The sequence below is a fragment of the Nostoc sp. C110 genome (genome assembly GCF_043099725.1).
In the GTDB taxonomy this organism is placed as follows: domain Bacteria; phylum Cyanobacteriota; class Cyanobacteriia; order Cyanobacteriales; family Nostocaceae; genus Nostoc; species Nostoc muscorum_A.
Genome location: NZ_CP171148.1, coordinates 1607085 through 1632267 on the forward strand (window position 1 = coordinate 1607085; position 25183 = coordinate 1632267).

The following is a 25183-nucleotide window of genomic DNA, read 5'->3' on the forward strand; positions in this document are numbered from 1 at the left end:
GAAAATAATGCTAACGAAAATTTCTGTGGAAAAAATTCTTGAGCGTGCCTTGATGGGGTACGACTTATCTCCCCAAGAGGGAGTGGTATTGCTACAACAAACAGAGCCAGAAGCGATCGCAGCAATTCGTGCTACATCAGACGCACTTCGCCATACCCAAGCAGGCGATACGGTTACATACATAATTAACCGTAATATCAACTTCACTAATATTTGTGAGCAGCACTGTAGTTTTTGTGCATTCCGTCGAGATGAAGGTGATGCCGGTGCATACTGGTTAGATTCGGCGCAAATTTTGGAAAAAGCGACAGATGCAGTGCGACGGGGTGCAACAGAAATCTGTATGCAGGGTGGGTTAAATCCACAAGCGCAGATAAATGGTAAATCTTTGCCCTACTATCTCAAGGTAGTGGAAACCATCAAACAGGAATTTCCGCAGATTCATCTCCATGCTTTTTCTCCCCAGGAAGTGGAATTTATCGCCAGACTTGATGGACTTGAATATGCCGATGTAATTATTGCTTTGCGTGATGCTGGCGTTGGCTCAATGCCGGGAACAGCAGCAGAAATCTTAGACGATGAAGTACGGCGGATATTGTGTCCAGAAAAGATTAATACAGCAACTTGGCTAGAAATTGTCAGCACCGCTCATAAATTAGGCTTACATACCACTAGCACCATGTTATCTGGGCATATTGAAACCCACGAGCAGCAAATTGGACATTTAGAAAAATTGCGATCGCTCCAACAAACTGCCATCAATCAGGGATATCCCGCAAAGATCACAGAGTTTATTTTATTACCCTTTGTTGGTCAAGAAGCGCCCAAACCCTTACGTCGCCGTGTTGGACGCGATCAACCAGTTTTAAGCGATGCACTGCTGCTAGGCGCTGTGGCGCGGATTTACTTGGGTAATTGGATTCCCAACCATCAGCAGAGTTGGGTAAAACTGGGGCTTGCAGGTGCAACCGAAGCCCTAGTTTGGGGTTGCAACGATATCGGTGGCACCTTGATGGAGGAGCATATCACCACAATGGCAGGTGCTTTGGGCGGTACATGTATGGAAGTGGAGACTTTAGAAACTGCGATCGCTTCTTTAGGACGACCTTACCAACAACGTGAGACTCTTTATCAAAAAGTTAGGATTTAAGAGTTAGGAGTAGCCCTTTCAAGGTGGATAAAAATTTTAGTTAAAAAATTCCTTTCCAATCTCTTTACTTTGTGTTTTCTGCACCTCTGGGGTTAAATAAATTACTTTTTAACCCCAGAGGCACAGCGAAAAAAATGATATTAAAGTATGATTCGAAAAATTTCTAACTTCTGGTTACGTCATATACATCCTCGTTTGGCTCCCTTAATTGCAACAATTGGTATTGTTGGACTTACTAGTTGTCTTCTCATCCTTTTTGTTTTAGCACAACTGGCTGAAGAGGTTTTAGAGCGAGATGCTTTTAGATTTGATACTACTTTTCTGTTATGGCTACATCAGTTTGCCAATCCAAATTTAGATAATTTAATGCTGTTTATTACAAATCTTGGTAATCCTACAACAGTAGTCATCGTTGTCGGCATTAATCTACTATTACTTTGGTGGCGACGTTATCGAGAAGAAGCAAGATTTTTTCTACTTGCTTGCCTGGGAGCATTCATTTTAAATACAGGGCTAAAGTTATTTTTTTCTAAACCTCGCCCGGAACTCTGGCATCAATTAATTTCTGAAAAATCTTTTAGTTTTCCTAGCGGTCATGCACTTGGCTCTATGGTGCTTTATGGTTTTATTGCTCACGAATTGGCAACTCATTATCCTCGTTTTGCCAAGTTAATTTACAGTTTGACAGTTATTTTAATTGCTGCTATTGGTATTAGCCGTTTATATTTAGGAGTCCATTGGCCCACAGACATAATTGCAGGTTATGGAGTCGGCTTTTTGTGGCTAATGATATGTATTACGATGCTGAAATTGCAGAGATTGAGGCAAGGAAAGTCAGTTGATTAAATAAACCTCATTTATGTTGAAACCAAAAGTTTTTTAAAAGATATATTTATTTATGTAGGTTGGGTGGAGTGAAACGCAACCCAACATTACCACCAAATTTTATGTTGGGTTACGCGATCGCTGCACCCAACCTTGTATCTTAGAAAGAGTAGTAAACCCATAACGAGAGCATTATCCCTTCTGAGGATTTCGTCGAATCGGCGATTGAAATCCATACTCACCAACTGCCGCAGGAATTTTGTCAAGAGTATAAGGGACTTCCAAATAAAACAATATCCCAAAACTAACGCAAATAATTCTCTCTATCTCTTCTCCCTCTGTGTTCTCTGTGCGGCAGTCGCTCATGGGGGAAACCCCCAAGACCGCGCTGCCTTGTCTCTGTGGTTCGTTTATTTGGATAATTGATTTCTTGGAAGTCCCTAAGCGAGAAATCTGCACCCAGTTGGTAATCGAAAAACTACCGCCTCAACAAGTAAATTTAAGTGCGTTACTGTACATCATACGGCGAAGCAAACTATGCGCGTAGCGTCTGGTAGAGAAGCCATGACTATGATAATTATCCAATCAGATTTTTTAATCATCTAAATTTTTTGCCCAAGATGCTTGTAAATGAACGCCTTTTAGGGAATGAAATAGTCCTTACCAACTTCCTACTCCCCATTCAATTGATCCCCAAGTTACCAATCCAAGATAGGATGGACGTTGATTTACGTATTCTTTTAATTAATGCATATGAAGCGCTATTGGTCGCGTTTGCTTGCGCTGGTTTTGGTTGTGTCTATCGGCTTAATGGGCTGTTCTGGCAGTCCAGATAGTTTGACTGGGGATTATCGCCAAGATACCTTAGCTGTAGTCAATGTGATGAGACAGGCTCTGAATCTATCACAAGATTCATCAGACAAAACAGCAGTTCAAGCAGAAGCGCGTCAGAAAATTAATGACTTTTCGGCTCGCTATCAGCGAGTTAACTCTGTTTCTGGTCTTGGTTCCTTTACAACCATGCGGACAGCCCTTAATTCCCTGGCTGGACACTACAGTTCTTACCCAAATCGTCCCGTACCCGAAAAACTCAAAAATCGTTTAGAGAAGGAATTACAGCAGGTTGAGGCAGCGCTAAAGCGTGGCGGTTAACTTTTAGACTAAGCGAAAAAACATCTAATTTGCATAACCAAATTAAATATAACTCTTGTGGGTTAGGCCGAAAACCCCACCTAGCTTATGCAATTTAAATGTGAAACAGCTTATTATCTATTTGATGATCAAGAATCAAGAGTCAAAAGTTTTGACTCTTGATTACCTTTTAAATTTTTCAATAAAAATTGTCTAAATCCGCAGTCCCAAATTCAACTTACTTTGTATCCATCCAATTTTCACCGACACGCGCCTCTACCAGCAACGGCACGCTCAACTGAACTGCGTTTTCCATCACCGACTTAATTTGCGGTTGTAATTCTTCCCACTCATCCGGGGGAATTTCAAACACTAATTCATCGTGTACTTGCAACAACAAACGCGCCTGATAGTTCTTCAAAACCTCATGCAGTCTTACCATTGCAATTTTGATAATATCAGCGTTAGAACCTTGAATTGGTGCATTAGCTGCCGAGCGTAATAAACCCGCATCATAAGGGCCCAAATTCTTCAATTTACTCAGATCAATATCTTCTGGATTGCTGCCTTTTAATTTGCGTAAACTGTTATTAGTAAAATCAAAGTAACGACGGCGACCAAGAATAGTTTCTACATAACCAAGAGCGATCGCTTCTTTTTTTACTTGCTCCAAATATGCAAAAACTTTAGGATATCGTTCATTAAACCGCTTAATGAACTCGTTGGCAATGTTCTTATCTATCCCTGTTGAGCGCGAAAATCTTAGAGAACCCATTCCATAAATCACGCCAAAATTGATAGTTTTTGCTATTCCTCTTTCTTCTGAGGTTATATTTTCTCTTTCAAATACTAACCGTGCGGTAACAGTGTGAACATCTTCATTTTGCTGATATGCTTGCACTAATATCGGCTCTTGACTCAAATGAGCCAAAATCCGCAATTCAATTTGTGAGTAATCAGCAGCCACCATTAACCAACCAGCTTCAGGTAAAAAGGCCTTCCGAATTTGGCGACTAAAAGCTGTACGAATCGGGATATTTTGCAAATTCGGATTAGAAGAAGATAACCTACCAGTTGATGTTGCTGCTTGATTAAAATCAGTATGCACTCTCTGGGTATCTGGACGAACCAATGCAGGTAGGGCATCAACATAAGTAGACTTTAATTTAGATAGGGTGCGATACTCAATAATCGCCTCAACAAAACCACTTTTATCATCTTCTTGGAGTTTTTCTAGTGTTGCTGCATCTGTAGAGAAGCCCGTTTGAATTTTACGAGAATGTTTGGTGCTTAATCCCAACTTTTCAAACAATATTTGGCTCAACTGCTTAGGAGAACCCAAGTTAAAATTTTCCCCAGCTATTTCAGTTGCTTCTTCTTTTAACCTGGCTAACTCCGTTTCTAAATGCTGCGAAAGTTCTTTTAAATAAGCTGAATTAATACGGACACCCGTATATTCCATTTGGGCTAAAACTGCTTCTAGTGGCTGTTCAACTTCCACTAATAGCTTAGACAAAGTTGGAATTTGCTCCAGTTCCTCACGCAATTTCGGTACTAAACCAAAGGTAGAATAAGCATCCATACCGCAGTAATCTGCAACGGCGGGAATATCTATATCAGCGATGGTTTTGCCTTTAGGAACTAAATCTAAGTAACTTTTTGCTATCAATCCCAAATATCGCTGCCCTAAATCCATCAAATTATGACTTGAGTCTGGATTTAGAATGTAACTTGCCAACATGGGATCAAACACTACTCCCGCCAAATTAATCCCTTGACACTTTAAAACTAGGCGATCAAATTTAGCATTCTGTAAAGCTTTCGGATAATCAGCGCTTTCAAGAATTGGGCGTAATGCTTTTAGCACCAAATCTTTATGCAAATTTTCTCCAGTTTTATGCCCCACAGGAATATAAGCTACCTCATCTGGTTGCATTCCCCAACAACAACCAATTCCTACTAACTCAGCATCTCTTGGTTCTAAAGCGGTAGTTTCAGTATCCCAAGCAACGGGAATATCTGGGGTGGTAAATGTTTGCAAAAGTTTCACTAACTCAGTTAGTTTAGCTTCAGTGTTGATGATGCGTGGTGTAATAGGAGAAGTAGATTGTTGTGGAACTGCTGCTGTATCGCTAGCACTGAAAAACCACAAATCATTATCTTCATCATCTCTCAATTCTGAGTTAAGATTAACTACGTCTGTTTTGGCTTCTTGCTTTTCTTCAATTTTGCCACCAAAACGTTGTTGAAGGTCGTTGATTTTCCCTAAAAAAGACTTGAATTCTAACTTTTCTAAAATGGGGGATAAGACGCTTGTATCAAAGCCTTTTAATTTGCAATCTTCTAAATTAATTTCTATAGGAACATCTAAAACTATGGTTGCCAAATAACGAGACTTATCGGCATCTTCTTTACCACTCGCCAGTTTTTTCTGGGTTGCGCCTTTAATTTCATCTAATGCAGCATAAATATTGTCAAGGGAACCATAGGTACTTAGCAGTTGTACTGCTGTCTTTTCTCCAATTCCTTTAACTCCAGGAATATTATCTGATTTATCACCACAAAGAGCTTTGAAATCGATAATTTGTGAAGGTAAAACGCCCATCTTCTCTTTGACTTGTTCTGCTTCAAATTCCGTAATGCTATTTGTAGAGCGTTTTATGGCATCTGGACTAAAATTCAGAACAGTGATTTCTTTGTCAGAGTCGATCAGTTGAAATAAATCGCGATCGCCTGTGAGAATCTTCACCCTATACCCAGCAGCAGTTACTCGCTGTGCTAAGGTTCCCAAAACATCATCCGCCTCGAAACCAGGGGCAGTAAAAATTGGTAGATTGAAGCCATTCAGCAACTCATGCAGGTTTTCTAAGTCAGGAATGAAGTCTTCTGGCGTTTCTTTGCGATCGGCTTTATAAGTCTCGTCAGCTTCATGGCGAAAAGTGGCCTCACCCAAATCAAAAGCGATCGCCATTGCTTGAGGCTGTTGTGTTGCCATTACCTCTAGCAGGCACTTCACAAAACCAAAACATATACTCGTAGGAATCCCTGCTTTAGTACGCAGTCCTCCATCTCGCCCTTTGGCGAAAGCAAAGTATGAACGATAAGCCAGCGAGTGTCCATCTACAAGGATGAACGTGGGGCGTGTTGCAGTTACAGAAGTGAAAGTTTCAGACATAGCCCTATTTTAGCCAGAAGCTTTGTCACATAGTTAGCAATTTCAGATGCTTATTCAACTTGGTTTTGGCGACAATAGCGCACTTTTTGAGTGCGAAATAATTTATGTATTATTTTAGACGTATCAATGTTTACGCATTTGCAGTTTTAGTACCGAATCCCAGTAGAAGTAACTTTTGTCAGATATACTACCCTAATTAGGTACGTGGGTATCAATATAGTAACCAAATCCCCAACTTCTTAGCAGAAATCAGGGATCTATACTCCTGAGCGCTTTATGTTTAATTCGATAGACCTAGCTTACTTCTCAGGAACCAACAAACACTAGCTTAGTATTTCGCCTTCAGACTACCACTATACAAAGCCTCTCTTCCTTAAGAAAACTTTATATGTACCAATCAAGAAGTATATTTTCCACAGGGACTAGAATATAAAAGCTTTACATAAAGTTACGTGTATTTATCAAGCCTACAAGTAAAGTTTCAGAGTTAGAAATAAATTAGTAATCCCGTAATGATTCGTTTTAGAAAAATCTTTCATCATGAAAAAAAAATTATTGAACACTCTTGCCACTGCGACAACTTTGGCAGGAATTGTTGCAACATCTAGCGCAGCTAATGCAGCTTCTCTCTCGTACACTAGTTCCATAGATTATGATTTGACAGATATCACTGATGCACCTCTGAGCGTCCAACAATTTGACTCATCTCTAGGCACACTCACAGGTATGACAATAGGATTTACTGGCGATATCCTGGGAAATGCAGGTTTTGAAAATACGGGTAAAAGCTCGGCCAATATAACAGTAAATCTTGCCAGTCAACTCACCTTAAAACTAAATAATCAGTCTCTGTTTGCGCTCAATCCACAAAATAGCTTCAGTTACGAAGTTGGTCAATTTGACAACAGCATTGATTTTGGTGGTACATCTGGAAAGACTGTTTCTGGACTAACTGCCACACAATCTGGTACTCAGTCTTTCACTAATACCCAATTCTTGCAGTCTTTCATTGGTAATAGCAACATAGACTTTTTGTTCTCAGCTACAGCCAATTCAGTAGTTTCAGGTTCGGGCAACATAGCATCTTATGTTCAAACGCTTGCCAAAGCAAATATCAAAGTAACTTATGACTACGATGATGTTAAATCGATACCTGAACCTTCTGCCACACTTGGAGTTGGTTTAATTGCTGGGCTTTGTCTATTGTCACAACGCAAAAAAAGCTGGATCAAAGGGTAAAAATCATAGACTTTCTTGAATAAGTGGTTTTTTCCATCTTATCTATCCTTTAGGCTCTTTAATTTAAATTAAAAACCCCAATTTTTTCGATAATTGGGGTTTTTTGTTAGGATTATTATCCAGAGTTGTGAGAAATTTTTAGCAATATTTAAAAAATACTATAGCAATCTAAAATCGTGTGATTCAGCATCTTCATGTTATAAAAATTAGGTTGACTAGAGAACCCAATTTTTGCTAATGTTCCCCACTCCTGTTAACCTCTTACTGGAACTTAAAATCTAGGAAATTATGCAGAAAGCATCTGCCATCCATTTGGCATCTACCGATCATCAGGCTGCTGCAAAAGACATTAAACTACTAGTTTTGGATATAGATGGCACGATCGCAGGACACTCTAACACCATCAGCACAGGTGTAAAGCAAGCTATTGTTGCAGCGCAAGCAAAAGGAATTCAAGTAGCGATCGCTACAGGTAGAATGTATCGTTCAGCCTTGCGCTTTCATCAAGATATCGGCTCTACCTTACCATTAATGGCTTATCAGGGAGCCTGGATTCAAGACCCGAACACCCAACAAATTCATCGCCATTGGGCTGTTTCCAGGGAAATGGCTCACCAGCTACTCGACTATTTTGAACAGCCTGAGTTGCGATCGCTTTTATCTGTCCACTTTTACATCAACGATCAGCTATATGTCCGTGAAATAACCAGAGAAACCCAAATTTATGCAGAACGTTCTGCTATTATCCCGATTCCCGTTGGTGATTTGCGCCAAACCTTAACAAATGAACCAACAAAAATTCTCGCTTTATCTGATGACACAGATTTAATCGATCGGTTATTGGGGAATTTGCGCCGCCAATACACACCTGCTGAACTTTATCTCACAACATCCGTTGCTACTTTCTTTGAAGCAACTAACGCCTCTGTGAATAAGGGAACTGCTGTGCGTTACCTAGCCGAAGAGTTACTGGGATTAGAGATAGCCAACGTTATGGCGATTGGTGATAACTTCAATGATGTAGAAATGCTAGAGTCTGTTGGACTTGGTGTAGCTATGGGCAACGCACCTGAAGGAGTTCAAGCGATCGCGCAGTGGGTAGCTCCTAGTGTAGAGGAAGACGGAGCAGCAGTAGCAATTGAAAAGTTTTTGCTGTAATGAGGACACTTTTTCAAGCCTAAACCCTATAAATCAGAAAGGACACCGACGACTGGCCGTGTTTCGTCTCGGTGCCCTAGCTGGTTCGCTCCTCACACACCTGCTAATGTAGCCGAGGTGATGCATTGAGTCAATAGCTATTATAAAAGTTTTTATTTGTGCCTAAGCGACATTACCGATTTATAACTCCAAGGGCGCAAAAACACCCAACTTTTCCTCTAGTACATATCTTAATACTGACTGAGTAGCCATAAGTAATCCGAGTCTGGCTTGTGCTAACTCTGGTAATGTAAGTTTCACCTCACCCCAAATCCGGCAATTAGACCAGAAGTGTTCAAAAGCTTGACTCAAATTCAGCGCTAATTTTTCCCATTTCACAGAACCGTTAATATCAGGGGACTCTATGTTGTCTACTACTTGTATTAACTCGGCAATTAAACGACGCTCACCTGGATGATTTAGTCGTAATGTTTGATCACAGTTGAGCCAAGGTAGAGGGTTAGGAGAAATAACATCCCAAAAACCTTGACTAGTATTTGTAACAGGTTGTTTAAGTTTAATCAATCCCTCTCGGTGAGCCAGCAATACCAGCGAACAGCAACGTGCATGGGCGTGCTGAACAGCAAACAAATTGGGCACAAAAGGCAGAGAGGCAAGGGGCAGGGGGCAAGGGGGAGAATTAAAAATTACCTCTTTCCCCCCTGCTCCCTGCTCCCTGCTCCCCTGTCCTTTTCCCACTTCCCCCAAACTCCCGACTACGAGACTTTGTAACCAAGTCGCTAAGGTCGAGTGAGTCAATTCAAAATGTATCCAGCCAGGGGGAACAATTTGGATGGTAAAAACGTCACCACAAGTCCTTGATAAATCAGATGCGATCGCACTAGCAAGCTCCATAGCTTTTCGATTCTGAGATTTTGACAGTTGCAGAGACACACTTGAGGTATATAAAACTCTATTTACATCTCTATCTTTATGTAGAGGAATTTTTTTATCTTTTATGCATCCATTTTCTACGTTATAAGTATCAATGCTTAGGGATTTTATTAAATAACTGTACAATAACTGCTTGATTGACTTATATTTGCTAACTGGTAATTTATAATGCACGTAATATTATTTAAACAGCTATGTAAGATATATTTGTTACTTTTTTGTCATCTATCTTGCGGTATAAATTTAATTTAGATGAAGAAAAATGAGAAGAGGATAAAATTTGATGAATAATCGATGAATAGTAAGTAAACTTTACTACCATCATTGTACAGTAGGAAGTATAACAAAAGAGTAGAGAGTAATTTGCTTTCTATTCTTTGGATTGGCTGGCGCTGTTAGGCGTTAAGCCTGCCTCGTCAACACAAAGACACTCCTTGCACCTTTTGATCACGTCTTTGTCTTCAGCCGAACGCTCTTTGTTACCTATGCAATCTCCATCCTCCTTTTCTGAGGCATCACGGCCTTTTTTAACTTGGCAACGAATTCTTGACTGGGCTCAAGAACACTATCGATGCCGTACCTTTAGCAAAGATGAGCGCATTCCAGCCCGGCCTGGATTGCTATATTTGGTGCAAAGGGGTGCGATCCGCATGGTAGGAACTGCCCAAGTTAGTGCAACAGCTAGTCAGCTAACGTCTCGACGAATCAACAGAACCCCAGAAGAAGCGTTCTTGGGTTTTGTGGGAGCGGGACAGCCATTTGAAATTGTTGCTCAGTCGCCATTTACACTCCAGGCTTACGCCCATGTTGACCAAACTGCGGTGCTGTGGATGTACTGGCATGACCTAGACAACTGGCCTCACTTCCGTCGTGAAGTTATGGATGCCTTTAGGTATCAGCACCAGCGTAAGCTGCTGTGGCTGAGTGCCTTGGGACAACGCCGTACAATTGATCGACTCTTAGGATTTCTCACATTGTTAATTGAGGAATATGGAGAGCCAGCAATGAGCGACACCGATCCTGATGTGATTCGCGGCTATTGTCTGCCTTTCCCCCTCACCCATGCCCAAATTGGTAGCGCGATTGGTTCGACCCGTGTCACCGTGACCCGCTTGATGGGTAAGCTGCGTCAACGCGGCTTAATCCTCACCCAAGGGGATAATTTAATTTGTTTGCCAGCAGAATCGATTAATAGAGCTGGTTAAAGCAGAGTTCAGAGCGGCGATTTCCGCCACTCTGCCTGAGTGTAATCCCAGGTGTCAGCGAATTTTGACAAATCCAGCTTGGGTAATCAGTTCCTGTCCCTGCTCAGTCAGCAGTAAGTTGGCGTAAGCGACACCTGCTTGCTGCTCAGTCTGACCATTCTGTTTGACCACCACAAACAGATTGCGGGTAATCGGGTATTTTCCTGATTGGAAAGCCTCAATATTCAATTTGTTCCGTTTACCAGGACATTCAGACGGGAGGACAAATGTTTCTTGGTAAGGAGCAATATATTGCCCTTGTGTTCGCCCCAACGGTAAGGGTTTGATTGAACATTGAGGAATCACCTCTGGGGCAGAAGCGTAGTAGATACCACCAGAACTACCAGCCAATTTTTGCAAGGCTTGGGTGGTTGTGGAGATAAATTCCACATTGGGGCTAAAAGCTTGACCACCCAAGATGTCTTGGACAAAAAGTTCTACAGTACCGCCATCAGCAATGCGGCGAGAATAGGGCTTAATCGGAATATTGGGGCCACCCACCTGGCTCCAATTATTGATTTTGCCTGTGTAAATTGACTTTAATTGGTCTACAGTCAGTCCTGAGATTTTGAGGTTGGGATTAACTGCGACTGCTAAACCATCAATAGCTACAGGAATTTGTTTCAAACTGAATCCACGCTGCTGGGCGCGGTTTAATTCCTGATCCAGAACTGGTCGAGAAGACTGGGCAAAGGCTAGTTGACCGTCTATCAGTGACTGGATGCCAGTACCAGTACCAGGAGATGCATTACTGGGTTCTACATAACGCAGCCGAAACTCTGGTCGCGCCGCTTGAATTGGTGAATCAACTACCAAGCGAATCGGTGCCCAAGATGTACTGCCTCCATAATTGAATAATCCTGTAGGAACATCTTGTATTGAGGCAAAAGTCTTGCCACTAGGTTGTTCTGATACAGCTTGTGGTGTTTTGGTGCTACCAGAATTAATTGCATTTAGGTCAACACCAGACTTTCTACTAAACCACCAAAAACCGCCAGCTATTAACCCGGCTGTGATTAGGATGGATAAAACAAGAATAGTTGTTTCATTTTTTTGAGACATAGTAAATTACCCGCACGTCCATTCAATATAAGTGCTTAACTTAATAGGTGCTTGCTACTTGAGATTGTATTTGGAGGACGGGTATTTTGTTAGTGAATTATGACAAATCCTAACTTCTGAATTACTTACGGTTTTAGATATAGTAAATTTCCTTTGAATTATTTGTTACTTCTCCACAAGGTATAAATTGTTAGTTAGCACTAATATTTTTCCCTATAAAGCTCAATTTCTCATCTTGAGAGCTTTTTTAGGTTAACTATTGGTTAATTTTTAATTTTTTATTGCTGATTAACGCACTGGCTCAAAGTCATAACCTGTGCGAGAGCGAGAACCAGGAACGATTTTTACAAGTTGGACTGACGCATTGCGATCGCCTGATGCTAAAAACCGAATTGTACCAGAAGCGCCGATGGCAGAAAAGTCAGAGGAAAAGAGTGCTTGTTGGACTCCAGAACGTGTGGGATTGCGTTTTAATGCGGCAATCAAAGCCACTGTCGCATCATAGCTGAGAGCGCTTCGCCAACTCACATCACCACCCCATAGTTGCCGAGATTTCTGGGGGAAATCTGACTTGCGATCGCTGTCAATATGCCAGGGAACCGCCACTACCATCCCCACAGCTTGTTCTCTACCAATCTCTAAAGTTTTGGTGGTATAAACATCATCTCCTGCCAGCAGAGTTAACTTTTTTTGATTAATCTGAATTACTTGCAGCGCTTTATCGAGAGTTGCTGTATTAGCAGCTAACATAAGCACTTCTGCACCTTGTTTAGTTGCTTCTTCTATACTTTTAGCTGCACTAAAATCTGCCTTGGATAAGTCAAATTCGCTGGATATCTGTCCACCTTCTAAAGAGACAGATGAAACAAACTCAGACTTTAAGGACTGGCTATAGTTGCTTTGTGAATTAAAGAAAACCACTGCATTTTTTTTCTGCAAGGTTCTCACCATATAGTTGGCTAAACTTCTTGCAGCCATAAAATCACTGGGAACCGTGCGAAAAACGTAGCGGCTAAAGTTAGAAATTTTGACAGATGTACTGGTAGGGGAAATAGCTACAAGTTGTCCAGAAGTATAAATAGTACCTGCGGCTAAAGTAGAATCGCTAGTGATAGACCCAACTACACCTAATACTTCTGAATTGCTGACTAGGCTAGAAGCGATTTGCTTTGCTATTTCTGGATTGTCGTCGTCGTTAGCTATACCTACCCTCAACAGTACTCCTTTAGCTCCCCCAGAGGTATTAATTTCATTTTGGGCTTGAGCGATGCCACGTAAAATTTCTAAAGACGCATTGGGGTCAGTGCCTATTGCTACGGAAGCCACAATGGTGTAACTCTTGGAAGAGCCAATGCGGGCGTTATTAAGAAAGATCAGTGCTTCTGGATCGTTACGGTTGAGTTTTAGGGAATCTGTGAAATTAGCGATCGCTTTATCATAACTTTTAGCAGCGATCGCCTGGATTCCTTCTTTTTTTGCAGCAGAAACCGCACCTGGAGTCAAAGTTTTGTCTCCAAAACTAATCCGATCTTGTAGGGATGGATTTTTGCCTGCTTCTGAACCTGGAATGATGGTATTACTTATTTTGGCTCCAGAGCCATTAGTAAACCACCACACACCTCCGCCAACTATTCCAACTGTCAGCAACAGAGCCAAGGCTAAAACTGCGGTTTCATTCTTTTGTGACATGAACAAATTTTAATAAAATAAAAATGTTTATTATTTGGCTAAATCTAACTCATTTGATCATTTAATTCTGACAAATCCAGCCTTTTCGATCAGGTCTTGACTCTGAGATGTCAGCAGCCAATTTGCATAAGCTTCGCCAGCTTGCTGATCTGCTTGGCCATTCTGTTTAATAATTACAAATAAATTGCGAGTAATTGCATAATCTCCACTACGAAATGCCTGACTATTCAATTGATTACGTTTACTGGGACATTGAGATGGAGGTACAAACGGTTGTTGATAAGGAGGCACTAATTGACTGCTTGTGCGTCCCAGTGGTATGGATTTAATAATACATTGAGGTACAACCTCTGGGGCAGAAGCATAGTAAATTCCCCCAGGATTTGCAGCTACTTTTCGTACTGCTTCAGTGGTCGTGTCAACGTAATTAACATTGGCACCAAACTTTTCTTTATTTAGAACATTTTCGACAAAGAATTCTACTGTACCCCCAGTTTCTTCATTACGAGAGTAAACTTTAATGGGTAAATTTGGCCCACCTACCTGTTGCCAATTAGTAATTTTGCCCGTGTAGATGTCTTTGAGTTGAGCCACAGTTAAACCAGGGATGTTGAGATCGTGGTTGACAGCGATCGCAATTCCATCAATCGCCACTGGAATTTCTTTCAAACTAAATCCTTTTTGTTGAGCTTCGGCATTTTCTTCAGCCTTTACTGAACGAGAAGATTGAGAAAAAGCTAGTTGATTGTCTATCAACATCCGAATACCAGTTCCAGATCCTGCATTACCTGATGGAGGTTGAGTGTAACGTAAAATAAACCGAGGGCACTGGCTTTCTAGTACGGAGTCTACGTCTTTACGAATGGGTGCCCAAGTTGTGCTACCACCATAGTTGAATGTCCCTTCTAAGAGGTTTGGCACGTTACATTTAATACTGATAAACTGGTTTATCGGATTATCGGTGTTGTTAGTCCCCGAAGATTTAGCAGCAGTTCCATTTAGCTGTGCCCACCGTTCCATAAAAAACCATAAGCCACTAAAGATTAAGCCAATGGTGATAACAGCAGCTAAGAAAAGACTAAGTGTTTCGTTTTTCTGAGACATTATGTGACTATTAGCACCAAAAGCTTTTTAAAGGATGAGAGATAATAATTTGTAAATAAGCCGAAATATGGCTGTCAGTGAAATGGCTACCAATGCTGCTGCAACTGATAAAATGACCACTGCCTGAATGCCAAGACCCCCTTGTAAAAAGGGAATAAAAAAAATAATCGCAAAAGTAATTGTCGGAATAATTAATAAATCGAACTTTTCAATCCAGCGTCTGGTTTGGGCAAATACCAGTATCCCCAAAATTACACATGCAACGCTTAAAGTAACTATTGGTGATTGTACTAGACTGAAGAGGGAGATCGCTATCAATGCCCCCTCAAATCCACTAAATGCCGCTCCACCCAACAATTCCACTGTAGAAAACGCTGGTTGAGTTGGTGAAGGCTGGGAGACGACGGGATTAGAACTTTTAGGTGATTGTGGTGGAAGTGTTACAGAAGGCGAATTAAGTTGTGTAGGGGCTAGAGGCTGTGAATAAAGCGCATCTAGAACTTCCTGCGCCGATTGAAAGCGCTGATTAGCAGCAGGTAACAGCATCTTATCTAAAATGTCAGCAAGGCGAGGATTGACATTTACTTGCTCGTGCCATTTCCACTGGTTGCTATAGGCATCAAATAGTTGAATTGCTTCTTGATTTGTTAATAAGGTAATAATAGTTACAGCTAAAGCGTATAAGTCTGTACATGGGAATACTTGCCCCCCAGCCATCTGTTCAGGTGGTGCAAATCCCATAGAATAAATTCCTGTGGAAGAAGCAGCTCCTAGTGCAACATTTGTTACTTGCTTAACTGCGCCAAAATCTAAGAGGAAAAGTTTCCCATCACGACGGCGCATGATGTTAGAAGGTTTAATATCTCTGTGGATAATGCCTCGCTCGTGGACAAACTTTAGCACCTTCAGGATTTCTTGCAGCACCTCTAAGACTTGGTGTTCAGAAAATTTGTTCTGTTGAACTAATTCTTCTTCTAAATTTTGCCCATCAATATATTCTTGTACCAAGTAAAAAAATTGGTCTTCCTGTCCTGATTGCGAACTATTAACTATCACTGGGAAGAAGGCAAACAGGTCAGGAATTTGTTCGTGATCGTTACCAAGTTGTGCTAGAACGTCTGCCTCTCTCTCAAACATTATCTGTGCTTGTTGCAGTTGAGTTGAGGTTAAATTACCCACTGGTTGAAACTGCTTAACCACGCATTGACGCATTCCTGGGATGCGGCGATCGCGTGCCAAAAATGCTGCTCCAAATCCACCCCTTCCCAGCAACTTCGTGGGTACATATCGACCATCTAACAGCAGTGGCATACCACACGTAGTACAGTATTTTTGCTGCGTTGTTTTCAGGGTTGTAATATCATCTAAATCAGCAAAATAATTTTGTGGGCGTGGACAACGTGGACGAGTACAGTAAACTTCCATTTTCGTGATTAGTCATTAGTCATTGGTAATTTACAAAAAACAAAGGACTAATAACCTTAACTAATTTTAGATTTTAGATTTTAGATTTTGGAGTTAAGGAAAAATTTCCCATCCAAAATCTAAAATATTGGCTTTATACCCTTGAATTAATTCGTGGAGATGAATCAAATAATTTCATGATCTCAAGCTCCACTTTTTCTATGGGGTCAATCCAAAATCTTAAATTTAAAATCCAAAATTGTGTTACCAGATTTTAGTCTTCGCCAGAGGAGGCGGGTATTGCTATATCCAATGTAGTTACCACGATGTTTTTTTGTGTAAATTTTAACACATCTTGACTCCATCCAGGGTTAGCAAACTGGGGCAAAATTTCTTGACTAAAGGCTTCTGCGGCCTTGGATCTATAGCGATTGGGATTAAAAATCAACCATAGCGTCCGTTTGACGACTACCCCTTCAATAGGGGTACGGTGCAGAACACCCATTTGTAACTCTTTAGCGATCGCACTTGTTGAAACAAAAGCAGCCCCTAAACCAGATTGCACGGCATTCTTAATTGCTTCAATGGAATTTAGTTCCATTTCAACCTTAAAACGTCTGGTATCAATTTCACAGCGTCCTAGCACTTGGTCAATCACTTTGCGAATGGTCGATTGGGAATCTAAGGCAATGAATTGTAATTTATATAGGTCTTCTTTTTGGATTGTTTCAAGTTTAGCAAAGGGGTGAAAGACAGGTAAAATCAGCGCTAGTTCATCTTCTGCGTAAGAAAGAACTTCCAAAGATTCTGATAGTTCACCAGGAATTTCACCGCCGATTATTGCCAGATCAACTTGTCCATTAGCGACACTCCAAGCAGTCCGCCGGGTAGAGTGGACGTGTAATTGCACTGCCACATCTGGATATTTTTGTCGGAACATGCCGATCATTCTAGGCAAAAGATAAGTGCCGGTGGTTTGAGAAGCACCGACAATTAACGTACCGCCTTGGAGATTTTGTAAATCCTCAATGGCGCGGCAGGTTTCTTGACACAGACTGAGGATTTTTTCACCGTAATTTAGGAGTAGATGTCCTGCTTCAGTTAATTGGGCACGTCGTCCTCCACGGTCGAATAAAGGAACATCTAGCTGCCGTTCAAGATTTTGGACTTGTAAGCTGACGGCAGGCTGGGAGACATAAAGACTATCGGCGGCACGCTTGAAGCTTCCTTCTTGTGCGATCGCTTTTAAAATCCGTAACTGATCTAAAGTGAAAGGAAGGTCAGACATAAGGCTCAACCCACAAACATTGAAAGGAGCGGATGCACACAACAAATAAACTTTGGCAGCAATCAGCCGCGTATGATTTGTTGCATATTAAACTTGAAGACTTGACTCGAAAAGGACAGTAGCACAACATCTTGACTAAAGTCTCCTTTGGAATACTTTGTGGTATTGGTTGTACTGAATTCAATTTTCTTTAAATTACTTCACCCGTCTATATGCTGCTGATTTCTTGGTTGACACCCAGTCATTTTGTCATACTGGGGTTACAAATAGTTTTTGCGATCGCTCACAGTGGAGGCGCTGCTTTGCGTCCAAGGGCCGAAAAATATATTGGCCCAAGGCTTTATCGCATTTTTTTTGCATTAGTCAGCCTGCCGTTGGCTGTGATATTAATTATTTACTTTTTTGGGCACCGCTATGATGGTTTGCAACTTTGGCAGGTACAAGGAGTGCCTGGAGTACGAGAATTTGTTTGGCTGCTGTCAGCAATCTCGTTTTTGTTTTTATATCCTGCTACCTTCAATCTACTAGAAATTGCTGCCATTCAAAAGCCCCAAGTTCATCTCTACGAAACAGGGATTATTCGAATTACCCGTCATCCCCAGATGGTGGGACAAATAATCTGGTGTGTTGCCCATACTCTCTGGCTGGGTACTACCTTTACCCTGGTGACTTCCATTGGATTGGTGTTGCATCACTTGTTTGGGGTTTGGCACGGGGATCGCCGTTTGAGCGATCGCTATGGGGAAGCCTTTGAAATTGCCAAACAACGGACTTCAATTATTCCCTTTAAGGCAATTATTGACGGTCGTCAATCTATCTTATGGCGGGAATTTCTTCGCCCTTCCTATTTGGGAGTTGCCATTTTTATCGCTTTGCTTTGGTGGTCGCACCCTCTGTTGATGGAAGCAACTGGTAGAATAAAATGGGAAATTTAAGCGATCCCCAGTGTCAGGAGAAAATCCCAAATAGATTGGAATTTCCGCTTATCAATTGCCCCGAATCAATGTAGGATAAATTCAAACATCTATCAGTGGGGGTGCGTTTAGTCAGCTTAAGATTTTATATTGGTAGTTGAAGACCCGTTGTCTTTGCTGGGGAGTCAGTAGCAGATTCAGTTAAATCCCAGGCGGAAAAAGCAATCAGGAGTCTAAATCCGAAAAAGCCACGGTGAGAGTCGCAGTGGCTTTTTACGTCAGAGACATCAACACACTGAATTTTTGCCCAATTATTCTGTGTCCTGAGATTTGGTTCCTGAAAGCATCTATCGGCAGTTACTGACTTACCAATCCTTCACTTCAGTACTGATAGGTAGTTTGATATAAAAACCTTATAATCCAAGAGGCGTCATGGTGTTGTCGGTTAGTGAACGGACATTTACTCAAGAAGTTTTAGAATCACCTATTCCTGTTTTAGTTAACTTTGAAGCACCTTGGTGTGGCTTATGTCGGGTTATCCACCCACTGTTGTTACAATTTCAAGCCCAATGTGGGGACGAAATTAAATTAGTTGGGGTTAACGCCGATCAAAATTTTAAATTGTCCACTACTTATAAGCTAAAGTCACTGCCAACTTTACTATTGATTCAAAATGGCACTGTTCGCCATCGCTTGGAAGGCTTTCGCGGCAGAGAAGATTTACGTCTAGCTTTAGAAGACATTAAAGCCAGCTACAGCAATTACGCAAAAATCTACAAGAGTCCAAAAACAGTGGACTTAGAGTGTCGGTCAGCTTGATGAATATTGGGAATGGGGCATGGAGAATAGGGCATGGGGCATTGAACAAATGACAAATGACCAATGACTTATGACTTATGACTTATGACCAAATCTAAAACCATGCTTAACACCCCACCCAATCAGTCTTGGGTGGGTTATTTTATCCTAAAGGGTGTGTGTCACAATTATTAACAGTTTCGACACGCTAAATCAAGAATTCTAAAAGTAGGCGTCAGTGATGGAAGTAATCTATCAGTATGCCTGGCTGATTCCGGTGTTCCCTCTTCTTGGGGCAATGCTGGTCGGTCTAGGGTTAATCTCGTTGAATCAGGTGACAAACCGCCTCCGCCAGCTTAATGCTGTGGTGATTATCTCCATGATGGCAGCAGCTATGGGGCTGTCGTTTGCCTTGCTCTGGAGTCAAATTCAAGGACACGCGCCTTATTTACGCACCTTTGAGTGGGCGGCAGCAGGTAATTTTCACCTGAGCATGGGCTACACTATTGACCACCTGACAGCCCTAATGCTGGTGATTGTCACAACGGTAGCCTGCTTAGTCATGGTTTACACCGATGGCTACATGGCTCACGATCCCGGTTACGTGAGGTTTTACGCCTATCTCAGTTTGTTTGGCTCTTCAATGTTAGGTCTGGTGATCAGCCCCAACCTAGTACAGATTTATATATTCTGGGAACTGGTCGGGATGTGTTCCTACTTGCTGGTCGGTTTTTGGTACGATCGCAAGTCAGCAGCAGATGCCGCTCAAAAAGCGTTTGTAACCAACCGCGTGGGCGACTTTGGTCTATTACTCGGCATTTTGGGGCTGTTCTGGGCAACAGGAAGCTTTGATTTTAATATCATGGGCGATCGCCTCGCCCAACTTGTCGAATCAGGTTCTATCAGCAATTTTCTCGCTGTCCTGTTTGCGATTTTAGTTTTCTTAGGCCCAGTTGCAAAATCAGCCCAATTTCCTCTCCACGTCTGGCTACCAGATGCGATGGAAGGCCCCACCCCCATTTCTGCCTTGATTCACGCCGCAACAATGGTGGCGGCTGGTGTTTTCCTGATTGCCCGGATGTACCCAGTATTTGAAGACGTTCCAGCCGCAATGAATGTCATTGCCTTTACTGGGGCGTTTACGGCGTTTTTGGGGGCAACCATTGCCATTACCCAAAACGACATCAAAAAAGGCTTGGCTTACTCCACCATTTCCCAACTTGGTTACATGGTGATGGCAATGGGAATAGGTTCCTACAGTGCTGGATTATTCCACCTAATGACCCACGCCTATTTCAAGGCGATGCTGTTCTTGGGCTCAGGTTCTGTAATTCACGGTATGGAAGGTGTCGTTGGACACGACCCCGCCTTAGCGCAAGATATGCGGCTGATGGGTGGACTGCGGAAATATATGCCCGTCACCTCAATTACCTTTTTGATTGGTTGCTTGGCAATTTCTGGTATTCCACCCTTTGCTGGTTTCTGGTCAAAAGATGAAATTCTAGGGAAGGCTTTTGAGGCTAACCCATTTCTTTGGATGATTGGCTGGCTAACTGCCGGGATTACAGCTTTCTATATGTTTAGAATGTATTTCATGACATTTGAAGGCAAATTCCGGGGTAATGACGAGAAAATCAAGGAAAAACTCAAGAAAGCTGCGGCGACAATTGTCCTGGAATTAGAGTCAGAAGAACCAGTCCCGAATTTTGGGCCTGGGGCGATGAAGAAAGGAGAATTGGCTGCCACTAGTCAGCATCATGATTCCCATGACTCCCACGGGCATCACAGCGACTCCCCCCATGAATCGCCGTGGACAATGACGCTGCCGTTGGCACTGTTGGCTGTGCCTTCGATTTTGATTGGTTTGGTGGGAACTCCCTACGCCAATTATTTTGAAGAGTTTATCTTTCCTCCTAGTGAAACTCTCTCCGAAGTTATAGAAAAGGCTTCCGAGTTCAATCCGACGGAATTCTACATCATGGCGGGTGCCTCAGTCGGAATTTCTTTGATTGCGATTACCCTGGCTTCGCTGATGTATTTGCGCCGTAAAATTGACCCGGCTGCGATCGCTGCTAAAATCCAACCACTTTACGAGTTATCCCTCAACAAGTGGTACTTTGATGACATTTACCATCGGGTTTTTGTCCTCGGCTTGCGTCGCGTAGCTAGACAAGTTATGGAAGTTGACTTCCGCGTTGTAGATGGTGCTGTTAACCTCACAGGCTTTTTCACCCTTGTTAGCGGTGAAGGTCTGAAGTACCTAGAAAACGGTCGCGCTCAATTCTATGCCTTGATTGTGTTTGGGGCGGTTTTGGGTTTAGTGATTGTCTTTGGTGTTACCTGATTTGTGTAGTGTCAAATTAGAGCCAAGGCGAATAGAATTCGCGGCTACACAAACAAAGTCCGCCTACGCGGACTAAGGAAAAATTGAATTTTTGAAACCCACGGAGGTGGGTTTTGCCTGTGTAGACGCGGTTTCTAACCGCCCCTTTACCCCAAGTTTTTTAGGAGCCTAATTTAGACTCCTTTTTTTTGGCTGATAGTCAGCAATTAAATATTAAAGTATTGCTATAAGACTCATATTTGATTTTTGAAATATGCTTACCCGAATGAAAGGTTTTTGATTGGTAAAAAAATTTATCAGGATTATTTGGAAGCTCCCCACGCTCATTTACCGTCATGTTCAATTGAATCGAGGATCTAAGCATCAGTAAGTTAAATTTCTTTAGTTCAGAAAAAGGCAGCGAATAGGCGAATGATAAAGAAGAAATATATTTACTGGCAAGATGATGATATGTGGTTAGGTTATCTCGAAGAATATCCTGACTATTGGACTCAGGGTGAAACCGAAGAGGAGCTAAGAGAAAATCTACTCGATATTTACAGTGAATTAACAAGTGGAACTATCCCAAATATTCGTAGAGTTGCAGAACTTGAAGTCTCATGAAACGAAGAGACTTAATCAGTAAGCTTGAATAAATAGGTTGTATCTTCGTTTGTCATGGTGGTAAACATGATTGGTATCAGAATCCAATCACAAAAACTTCTCAAGCTGTTCCCAGACATAGGGAAATTAAGGAGCAACTTGCAAAACATATTATTAAGATGCTTAACGATGAAGCAGGCTAATGCTTAGAATAAAAGGTACTCACTATGACCCTTGAACAGCTTGAAGCCGAAGTTCTTGCACTTCCAAAAGATTCTCAAGTGATTTTATTAGCAAGATTACTGGAAAGATTGGGTCAAGAAAGTGGAATAGATCAAGAAATTGCGGCTAGTTGGGCTGAAGAAGCCCAGAAGCGTGATGAAGATATGAACACCAATCAAATTACGGTATTCCGGCTGAAGAAGTGTTTCAACGTAGTAGGGGATTTAAACCCCCTAAATTTTGTTAAATATTCAAGTTTTCTTTTACATCGTATTGCTATGTCTTTTTAATTGCATCTTCAATCTCCTCTAAACTCACATCTGCCTGATCCGATTTTGCATAAATGAGTAGAAGTAAGACGCATTCAGGTGAGACAACCTGATAAATCACCTGATAAATCACCTGATATCCACCACTTTTACCCGTCGGGATATCACTGTTTTTTGCTCTGACTTTAAAAACAGTCAAGTCTATCCCAGAAATTTGATCGCCGATAAAATTCCCAGCCTGTAGCTGATCAATAATGGGTTGAATGTCAATTTGAATTTGCCGATAGCGTTTAGTCAGAGTTTTGAGACGGCGTTTGAAGGGAGGTGTAAAGCGAACTTCTGCCATAAATCTAGGCTTCGATATCGTCCCAAAGCTCTGAAACTGAGAAGGTTTGTCCTAGTGCTGCTTGTCGTACAGACTCTTGCAAATCGGCTAATATTTGTGCTTTGGGCTCTTGTTCATCAATCCAAGCTAAACCACTGACGTTATCAGAATTTATGGAACTTATGAGCTGTTGCCAAAGTTCTACAGGGACGAGTACATCAGTTGTTTCTCCATTTACGTTGGTGACATAACGAATCTGACTTTCAATTTGTGCGATTATCATAGTGTTATTTCTCCTGTGATGCTTTTTTGTACCGAATCAACACTAAACAGCATCTTGTATTTTTAGAGATGCGGTAGGCTACGCGTAGATGTGGAGCGGCTTGTCGTAGACATCGCACCGCTAAAATTCTAGTTTACCAACTTTTTTAGGGTAAATTGTTGACCTGATCGGGAGTATCACAACCTACATTCCGCACGCCCAAAGGTCAAAAGAGACTCCCAACAGAAGAAATGAGGGATTGCCAATTTAATTAAATCAACCTAACGAGGAAGACGAAATCCCCAAAAAGCTGTTACTTAATAACTAGTGACTTTTTGCCAAACATGATTTTGATAGCAGACGAATTGTGATGAATATAGCTAATTTTCCGTGGCTGACGACGATTATTCTGTTTCCGATAGCCGCGTCGCTACTTCTTCCCGTCATTCCTGATAAAGAAGGCAAAACAGTGCGCTGGTACTCCCTTATCGTGGGGCTGATAGATTTTGCACTAATTGTTTATGCTTTTTATACTGGGTATGATTTCTCCAATCCAGATTTGCAGTTGGTGGAAAGTTACCCCTGGGTACCACAAATGGGTTTGAATTGGTCAGTAGGGGCAGATGGCTTATCCATGCCCCTAATTATTTTGACTGGATTCATTACCACGCTGGCGATTTTAGCAGCTTGGCCTGTCACCTTCAAGCCCAAGCTATTTTACTTCTTGATTTTGGCGATGTATGGCGGTCAGATTGCCGTGTTCGCCGTCCAGGATATGCTGTTATTTTTCCTGGTGTGGGAACTGGAACTAGTACCGATATACTTCCTGCTGTCGATTTGGGGAGGTAAAAGGCGGCAATATGCAGCGACCAAATTCATTTTATACACCGCGGGCGGTTCGCTGTTTATTTTGCTGTCTGCCCTGACAATGGGATTTTACGGCGATACGGTGACGTTCGACATGAGAGCGATCGCCTTAAAAGATTTCGCCCTGAATTTCCAACTTGCCCTCTATGCTGGCTTCCTGATTGCTTACGCCGTCAAGTTGCCGATTATTCCCTTGCACACCTGGCTACCTGATGCCCACGGTGAAGCTACAGCCCCCGTACACATGTTATTAGCAGGTATTCTCCTGAAAATGGGCGGTTACGCCTTAATTCGGATGAATGCCCAAATGCTCCCCGATGCCCACGCTTATTTTGCGCCAGTGTTGGTAGTTTTGGGGGTAGTTAATATCATCTACGCTGCCTTGACATCCTTTGCCCAGCGAAACCTGAAGCGAAAAATTGCCTACTCCTCAATTTCTCACATGGGCTTTGTGATGATTGGTATTGCCTCCTTCACCGATTTGGGATTGAGTGGGGCAGTATTGCAAATGGTTTCCCACGGGTTAATCGGGGCGAGTTTGTTCTTCCTTGTCGGCGCAACTTACGATCGCACCCACACCCTGATGTTGGATGAAATGGGCGGTGTCGCTAAGAGAATGCCGAAAATTTTCGCTATGTTCACCACCTGTTCAATGGCTTCTTTGGCATTGCCAGGGATGAGCGGTTTCGTGGCAGAATTAATGGTATTTGTTGGCTTTGCTACTAGCGATGCTTATAGCTCTACCTTCAAAGTTATCGTGGTGTTCTTGATGGCAGTTGGAGTGATTTTAACTCCGATTTATCTGTTGTCGATGTTGCGAGAAATTTTCTACGGAGAAGAGAACAAGGAATTAGTTTCTCACCAAGCTTTGATAGATGCCGAACCTCGTGAAGTATTTATCATTGCCTGTTTGTTAATTCCAATTATTGGTATTGGTTTCTATCCAAAATTGCTGACTCAGATGTATGACGCGACAACTGTACAATTGACAGCAAGATTGCGTGATTCCGTGCCGACATTAGCACAGCAAAAAGAAGAAACGTTAAAGGTTTCTTTGAGTGCGCCGGAAATTGGTAATTAAGTTGCGATCGCTAGTTTAGTTTTAATATTGATTGCTTTGAGGGCAGGTTTTATACTTGCCCTTTTTGTTACTCATTCGTAATTTTTTATGGGGCAAAGTAAAAAATAAATCATCGAA

At 41.9% G+C, this 25183-nt stretch carries 23 protein-coding genes; 13 read left to right on the forward strand and 10 right to left on the reverse strand.

Going from position 1 to position 25183, the window contains the following annotated elements:
- Window positions 1-7: 7 nt before the first annotated feature.
- Both cofH and ACFFRD_RS12560 read left to right on the forward strand, forming a co-directional pair.
- The gene (gene cofH / locus ACFFRD_RS12555) at window positions 8-1150 is read left to right on the forward strand and encodes a 7,8-didemethyl-8-hydroxy-5-deazariboflavin synthase subunit CofH (RefSeq protein WP_392481801.1); all 1143 of its coding nucleotides are present in this window, start codon (window positions 8-10) and stop codon (window positions 1148-1150) included.
- Window positions 1151-1297: 147 nt separating this feature from the next.
- Window positions 1298-1996 (forward strand): phosphatase PAP2 family protein, encoded by a 699-nt coding sequence (locus ACFFRD_RS12560; RefSeq protein ID WP_392481802.1) that lies wholly within the window; start codon window positions 1298-1300, stop codon window positions 1994-1996.
- Between the two features lie 171 nt (window positions 1997-2167).
- Here ACFFRD_RS12560 and ACFFRD_RS12565 read toward each other — a convergent pair whose 3' ends face one another.
- Entirely contained in the window at window positions 2168-2341 is a 174-nt protein-coding gene (locus tag ACFFRD_RS12565; RefSeq protein ID WP_392481803.1) for a hypothetical protein, read from the reverse strand.
- Window positions 2342-2722: 381 nt separating this feature from the next.
- Here ACFFRD_RS12565 and psb27 point away from each other — a divergent pair, with 381 nt between their 5' ends.
- A complete protein-coding gene (psb27, locus tag ACFFRD_RS12570; protein WP_175586534.1) occupies window positions 2723-3127 on the forward strand; it encodes a photosystem II protein Psb27 in 405 nt (134 codons plus the stop codon).
- Between the two features lie 217 nt (window positions 3128-3344).
- Here psb27 and polA read toward each other — a convergent pair whose 3' ends face one another.
- The gene (gene polA / locus ACFFRD_RS12575) at window positions 3345-6281 is read right to left on the reverse strand and encodes a DNA polymerase I (RefSeq protein ID WP_392481804.1); all 2937 of its coding nucleotides are present in this window, start codon (window positions 6279-6281) and stop codon (window positions 3345-3347) included.
- A gap of 540 nt (window positions 6282-6821) precedes the next feature.
- On the opposite strand from polA, the gene ACFFRD_RS12580 reads away from it, so the two are divergent.
- Together ACFFRD_RS12580 and ACFFRD_RS12585 are read left to right on the forward strand one after the other, a co-directional pair.
- Window positions 6822-7520 (forward strand): choice-of-anchor E domain-containing protein, encoded by a 699-nt coding sequence (locus tag ACFFRD_RS12580; RefSeq protein WP_392481805.1) that lies wholly within the window; start codon window positions 6822-6824, stop codon window positions 7518-7520.
- Window positions 7521-7808: 288 nt separating this feature from the next.
- Entirely contained in the window at window positions 7809-8678 is an 870-nt protein-coding gene (locus ACFFRD_RS12585) for a Cof-type HAD-IIB family hydrolase (RefSeq protein ID WP_392481806.1), read from the forward strand.
- A gap of 180 nt (window positions 8679-8858) precedes the next feature.
- On the opposite strand, the gene ACFFRD_RS12590 is transcribed toward ACFFRD_RS12585, so the two are convergent.
- The gene (locus ACFFRD_RS12590; RefSeq protein WP_392481807.1) at window positions 8859-9572 is read right to left on the reverse strand and encodes a DALR anticodon-binding domain-containing protein; all 714 of its coding nucleotides are present in this window, start codon (window positions 9570-9572) and stop codon (window positions 8859-8861) included.
- 524 nt (window positions 9573-10096) lie between these two features.
- On the opposite strand from ACFFRD_RS12590, the gene ACFFRD_RS12595 reads away from it, so the two are divergent.
- Window positions 10097-10816, forward strand: coding sequence for a Crp/Fnr family transcriptional regulator (locus ACFFRD_RS12595; protein ID WP_012412419.1), 720 nt, complete (start codon window positions 10097-10099; stop codon window positions 10814-10816).
- A 54-nt stretch (window positions 10817-10870) separates the two neighbouring features.
- Here the strand turns inward: ACFFRD_RS12595 and ACFFRD_RS12600 are convergent, their stop codons facing one another.
- The 5 genes from ACFFRD_RS12600 to ACFFRD_RS12620 all read right to left on the reverse strand — a co-directional run bounded on the left by ACFFRD_RS12600 (window position 10871) and on the right by ACFFRD_RS12620 (window position 17402).
- A complete protein-coding gene (locus tag ACFFRD_RS12600) occupies window positions 10871-11917 on the reverse strand; it encodes a PstS family phosphate ABC transporter substrate-binding protein (RefSeq protein WP_392481808.1) in 1047 nt (348 codons plus the stop codon).
- A gap of 288 nt (window positions 11918-12205) precedes the next feature.
- The gene (locus ACFFRD_RS12605; protein ID WP_392481809.1) at window positions 12206-13606 is read right to left on the reverse strand and encodes an ABC transporter substrate-binding protein; all 1401 of its coding nucleotides are present in this window, start codon (window positions 13604-13606) and stop codon (window positions 12206-12208) included.
- 57 nt (window positions 13607-13663) lie between these two features.
- Window positions 13664-14710, reverse strand: a complete 1047-nt coding sequence (locus tag ACFFRD_RS12610; protein ID WP_392481810.1) for a PstS family phosphate ABC transporter substrate-binding protein — start codon at window positions 14708-14710, stop codon at window positions 13664-13666.
- A gap of 27 nt (window positions 14711-14737) precedes the next feature.
- Window positions 14738-16135, reverse strand: a complete 1398-nt coding sequence (locus ACFFRD_RS12615; protein WP_392481811.1) for a protein kinase — start codon at window positions 16133-16135, stop codon at window positions 14738-14740.
- A 253-nt stretch (window positions 16136-16388) separates the two neighbouring features.
- On the reverse strand, window positions 16389-17402 hold the full coding sequence (locus ACFFRD_RS12620) for a LysR family transcriptional regulator (RefSeq protein ID WP_114084359.1): 1014 nt from the start codon (window positions 17400-17402) through the stop codon (window positions 16389-16391).
- A gap of 212 nt (window positions 17403-17614) precedes the next feature.
- On the opposite strand from ACFFRD_RS12620, the gene ACFFRD_RS12625 reads away from it, so the two are divergent.
- From ACFFRD_RS12625 to ACFFRD_RS12650, 6 genes are all read left to right on the forward strand, one after another.
- Window positions 17615-18337 carry an NnrU family protein gene (locus ACFFRD_RS12625; protein ID WP_392481812.1) on the forward strand — a complete coding sequence of 241 codons (723 nt, stop codon included), beginning with the start codon at window positions 17615-17617 and terminating at the stop codon, window positions 18335-18337.
- Between the two features lie 411 nt (window positions 18338-18748).
- A complete protein-coding gene (locus tag ACFFRD_RS12630; protein WP_392481813.1) occupies window positions 18749-19135 on the forward strand; it encodes a thioredoxin family protein in 387 nt (128 codons plus the stop codon).
- Window positions 19136-19355: 220 nt separating this feature from the next.
- Window positions 19356-21458 carry an NAD(P)H-quinone oxidoreductase subunit 5 gene (locus ACFFRD_RS12635; RefSeq protein WP_392481814.1) on the forward strand — a complete coding sequence of 701 codons (2103 nt, stop codon included), beginning with the start codon at window positions 19356-19358 and terminating at the stop codon, window positions 21456-21458.
- 411 nt (window positions 21459-21869) lie between these two features.
- Window positions 21870-22061: a type II toxin-antitoxin system HicB family antitoxin gene (locus ACFFRD_RS12640; RefSeq protein ID WP_392481815.1), complete on the forward strand. Its 192-nt coding sequence runs from the start codon at window positions 21870-21872 to the stop codon at window positions 22059-22061.
- 86 nt (window positions 22062-22147) lie between these two features.
- Window positions 22148-22243 (forward strand): hypothetical protein, encoded by a 96-nt coding sequence (locus ACFFRD_RS12645; RefSeq protein WP_392483057.1) that lies wholly within the window; start codon window positions 22148-22150, stop codon window positions 22241-22243.
- Window positions 22244-22267: 24 nt separating this feature from the next.
- Window positions 22268-22552 (forward strand): addiction module protein, encoded by a 285-nt coding sequence (locus tag ACFFRD_RS12650; RefSeq protein ID WP_392481816.1) that lies wholly within the window; start codon window positions 22268-22270, stop codon window positions 22550-22552.
- Here the strand turns inward: ACFFRD_RS12650 and ACFFRD_RS12655 are convergent.
- A complete protein-coding gene (locus tag ACFFRD_RS12655) occupies window positions 22539-22877 on the reverse strand; it encodes a type II toxin-antitoxin system RelE/ParE family toxin (RefSeq protein WP_392481817.1) in 339 nt (112 codons plus the stop codon). The genes ACFFRD_RS12650 and ACFFRD_RS12655 overlap by 14 nt on opposite strands.
- Window positions 22878-22881: 4 nt before the next feature.
- Complete coding sequence (locus ACFFRD_RS12660; RefSeq protein WP_392481818.1) at window positions 22882-23139, reverse strand: hypothetical protein; 258 nt, start codon at window positions 23137-23139, stop codon at window positions 22882-22884.
- Window positions 23140-23488: 349 nt separating this feature from the next.
- Here ACFFRD_RS12660 and ACFFRD_RS12665 point away from each other — a divergent pair, with 349 nt between their 5' ends.
- Complete coding sequence (locus ACFFRD_RS12665) at window positions 23489-25066, forward strand: NAD(P)H-quinone oxidoreductase subunit 4 (protein WP_392481819.1); 1578 nt, start codon at window positions 23489-23491, stop codon at window positions 25064-25066.
- Window positions 25067-25183 lie beyond the last annotated feature (117 nt).

Bases quoted from the DNA above. Each gene is read 5' to 3' on its own strand.
- ACFFRD_RS12620 (WP_114084359.1), bottom strand. From the start codon at position 17,402: ATGTCTGACCTTCCTTTCACTTTAGATCAGTTACGGATTTTAAAAGCG.
- ACFFRD_RS12640 (WP_392481815.1), top strand. From the start codon at position 21,870: ATGATAAAGAAGAAATATATTTACTGGCAAGATGATGATATGTGGTTA.
- ACFFRD_RS12600 (WP_392481808.1), bottom strand. From the start codon at position 11,917: ATGTCTCAAAAAAATGAAACAACTATTCTTGTTTTATCCATCCTAATC.
- polA (WP_392481804.1), bottom strand. From the start codon at position 6,281: ATGTCTGAAACTTTCACTTCTGTAACTGCAACACGCCCCACGTTCATC.
- ACFFRD_RS12595 (WP_012412419.1), top strand. From the start codon at position 10,097: ATGCAATCTCCATCCTCCTTTTCTGAGGCATCACGGCCTTTTTTAACT.
- ACFFRD_RS12580 (WP_392481805.1), top strand. From the start codon at position 6,822: ATGAAAAAAAAATTATTGAACACTCTTGCCACTGCGACAACTTTGGCA.
- ACFFRD_RS12630 (WP_392481813.1), top strand. From the start codon at position 18,749: ATGGTGTTGTCGGTTAGTGAACGGACATTTACTCAAGAAGTTTTAGAA.
- ACFFRD_RS12635 (WP_392481814.1), top strand. From the start codon at position 19,356: ATGGAAGTAATCTATCAGTATGCCTGGCTGATTCCGGTGTTCCCTCTT.
- ACFFRD_RS12590 (WP_392481807.1), bottom strand. From the start codon at position 9,572: ATGGAGCTTGCTAGTGCGATCGCATCTGATTTATCAAGGACTTGTGGT.
- ACFFRD_RS12665 (WP_392481819.1), top strand. From the start codon at position 23,489: ATGAATATAGCTAATTTTCCGTGGCTGACGACGATTATTCTGTTTCCG.
- ACFFRD_RS12560 (WP_392481802.1), top strand. From the start codon at position 1,298: ATGATTCGAAAAATTTCTAACTTCTGGTTACGTCATATACATCCTCGT.
- ACFFRD_RS12650 (WP_392481816.1), top strand. From the start codon at position 22,268: ATGACCCTTGAACAGCTTGAAGCCGAAGTTCTTGCACTTCCAAAAGAT.
- cofH (WP_392481801.1), top strand. From the start codon at position 8: ATGCTAACGAAAATTTCTGTGGAAAAAATTCTTGAGCGTGCCTTGATG.
- ACFFRD_RS12585 (WP_392481806.1), top strand. From the start codon at position 7,809: ATGCAGAAAGCATCTGCCATCCATTTGGCATCTACCGATCATCAGGCT.
- ACFFRD_RS12605 (WP_392481809.1), bottom strand. From the start codon at position 13,606: ATGTCACAAAAGAATGAAACCGCAGTTTTAGCCTTGGCTCTGTTGCTG.
- psb27 (WP_175586534.1), top strand. From the start codon at position 2,723: ATGCATATGAAGCGCTATTGGTCGCGTTTGCTTGCGCTGGTTTTGGTT.
- ACFFRD_RS12610 (WP_392481810.1), bottom strand. From the start codon at position 14,710: ATGTCTCAGAAAAACGAAACACTTAGTCTTTTCTTAGCTGCTGTTATC.
- ACFFRD_RS12615 (WP_392481811.1), bottom strand. From the start codon at position 16,135: ATGGAAGTTTACTGTACTCGTCCACGTTGTCCACGCCCACAAAATTAT.
- ACFFRD_RS12655 (WP_392481817.1), bottom strand. From the start codon at position 22,877: ATGGCAGAAGTTCGCTTTACACCTCCCTTCAAACGCCGTCTCAAAACT.
- ACFFRD_RS12565 (WP_392481803.1), bottom strand. From the start codon at position 2,341: ATGAGCGACTGCCGCACAGAGAACACAGAGGGAGAAGAGATAGAGAGA.
- ACFFRD_RS12625 (WP_392481812.1), top strand. From the start codon at position 17,615: ATGCTGCTGATTTCTTGGTTGACACCCAGTCATTTTGTCATACTGGGG.
- ACFFRD_RS12660 (WP_392481818.1), bottom strand. From the start codon at position 23,139: ATGATAATCGCACAAATTGAAAGTCAGATTCGTTATGTCACCAACGTA.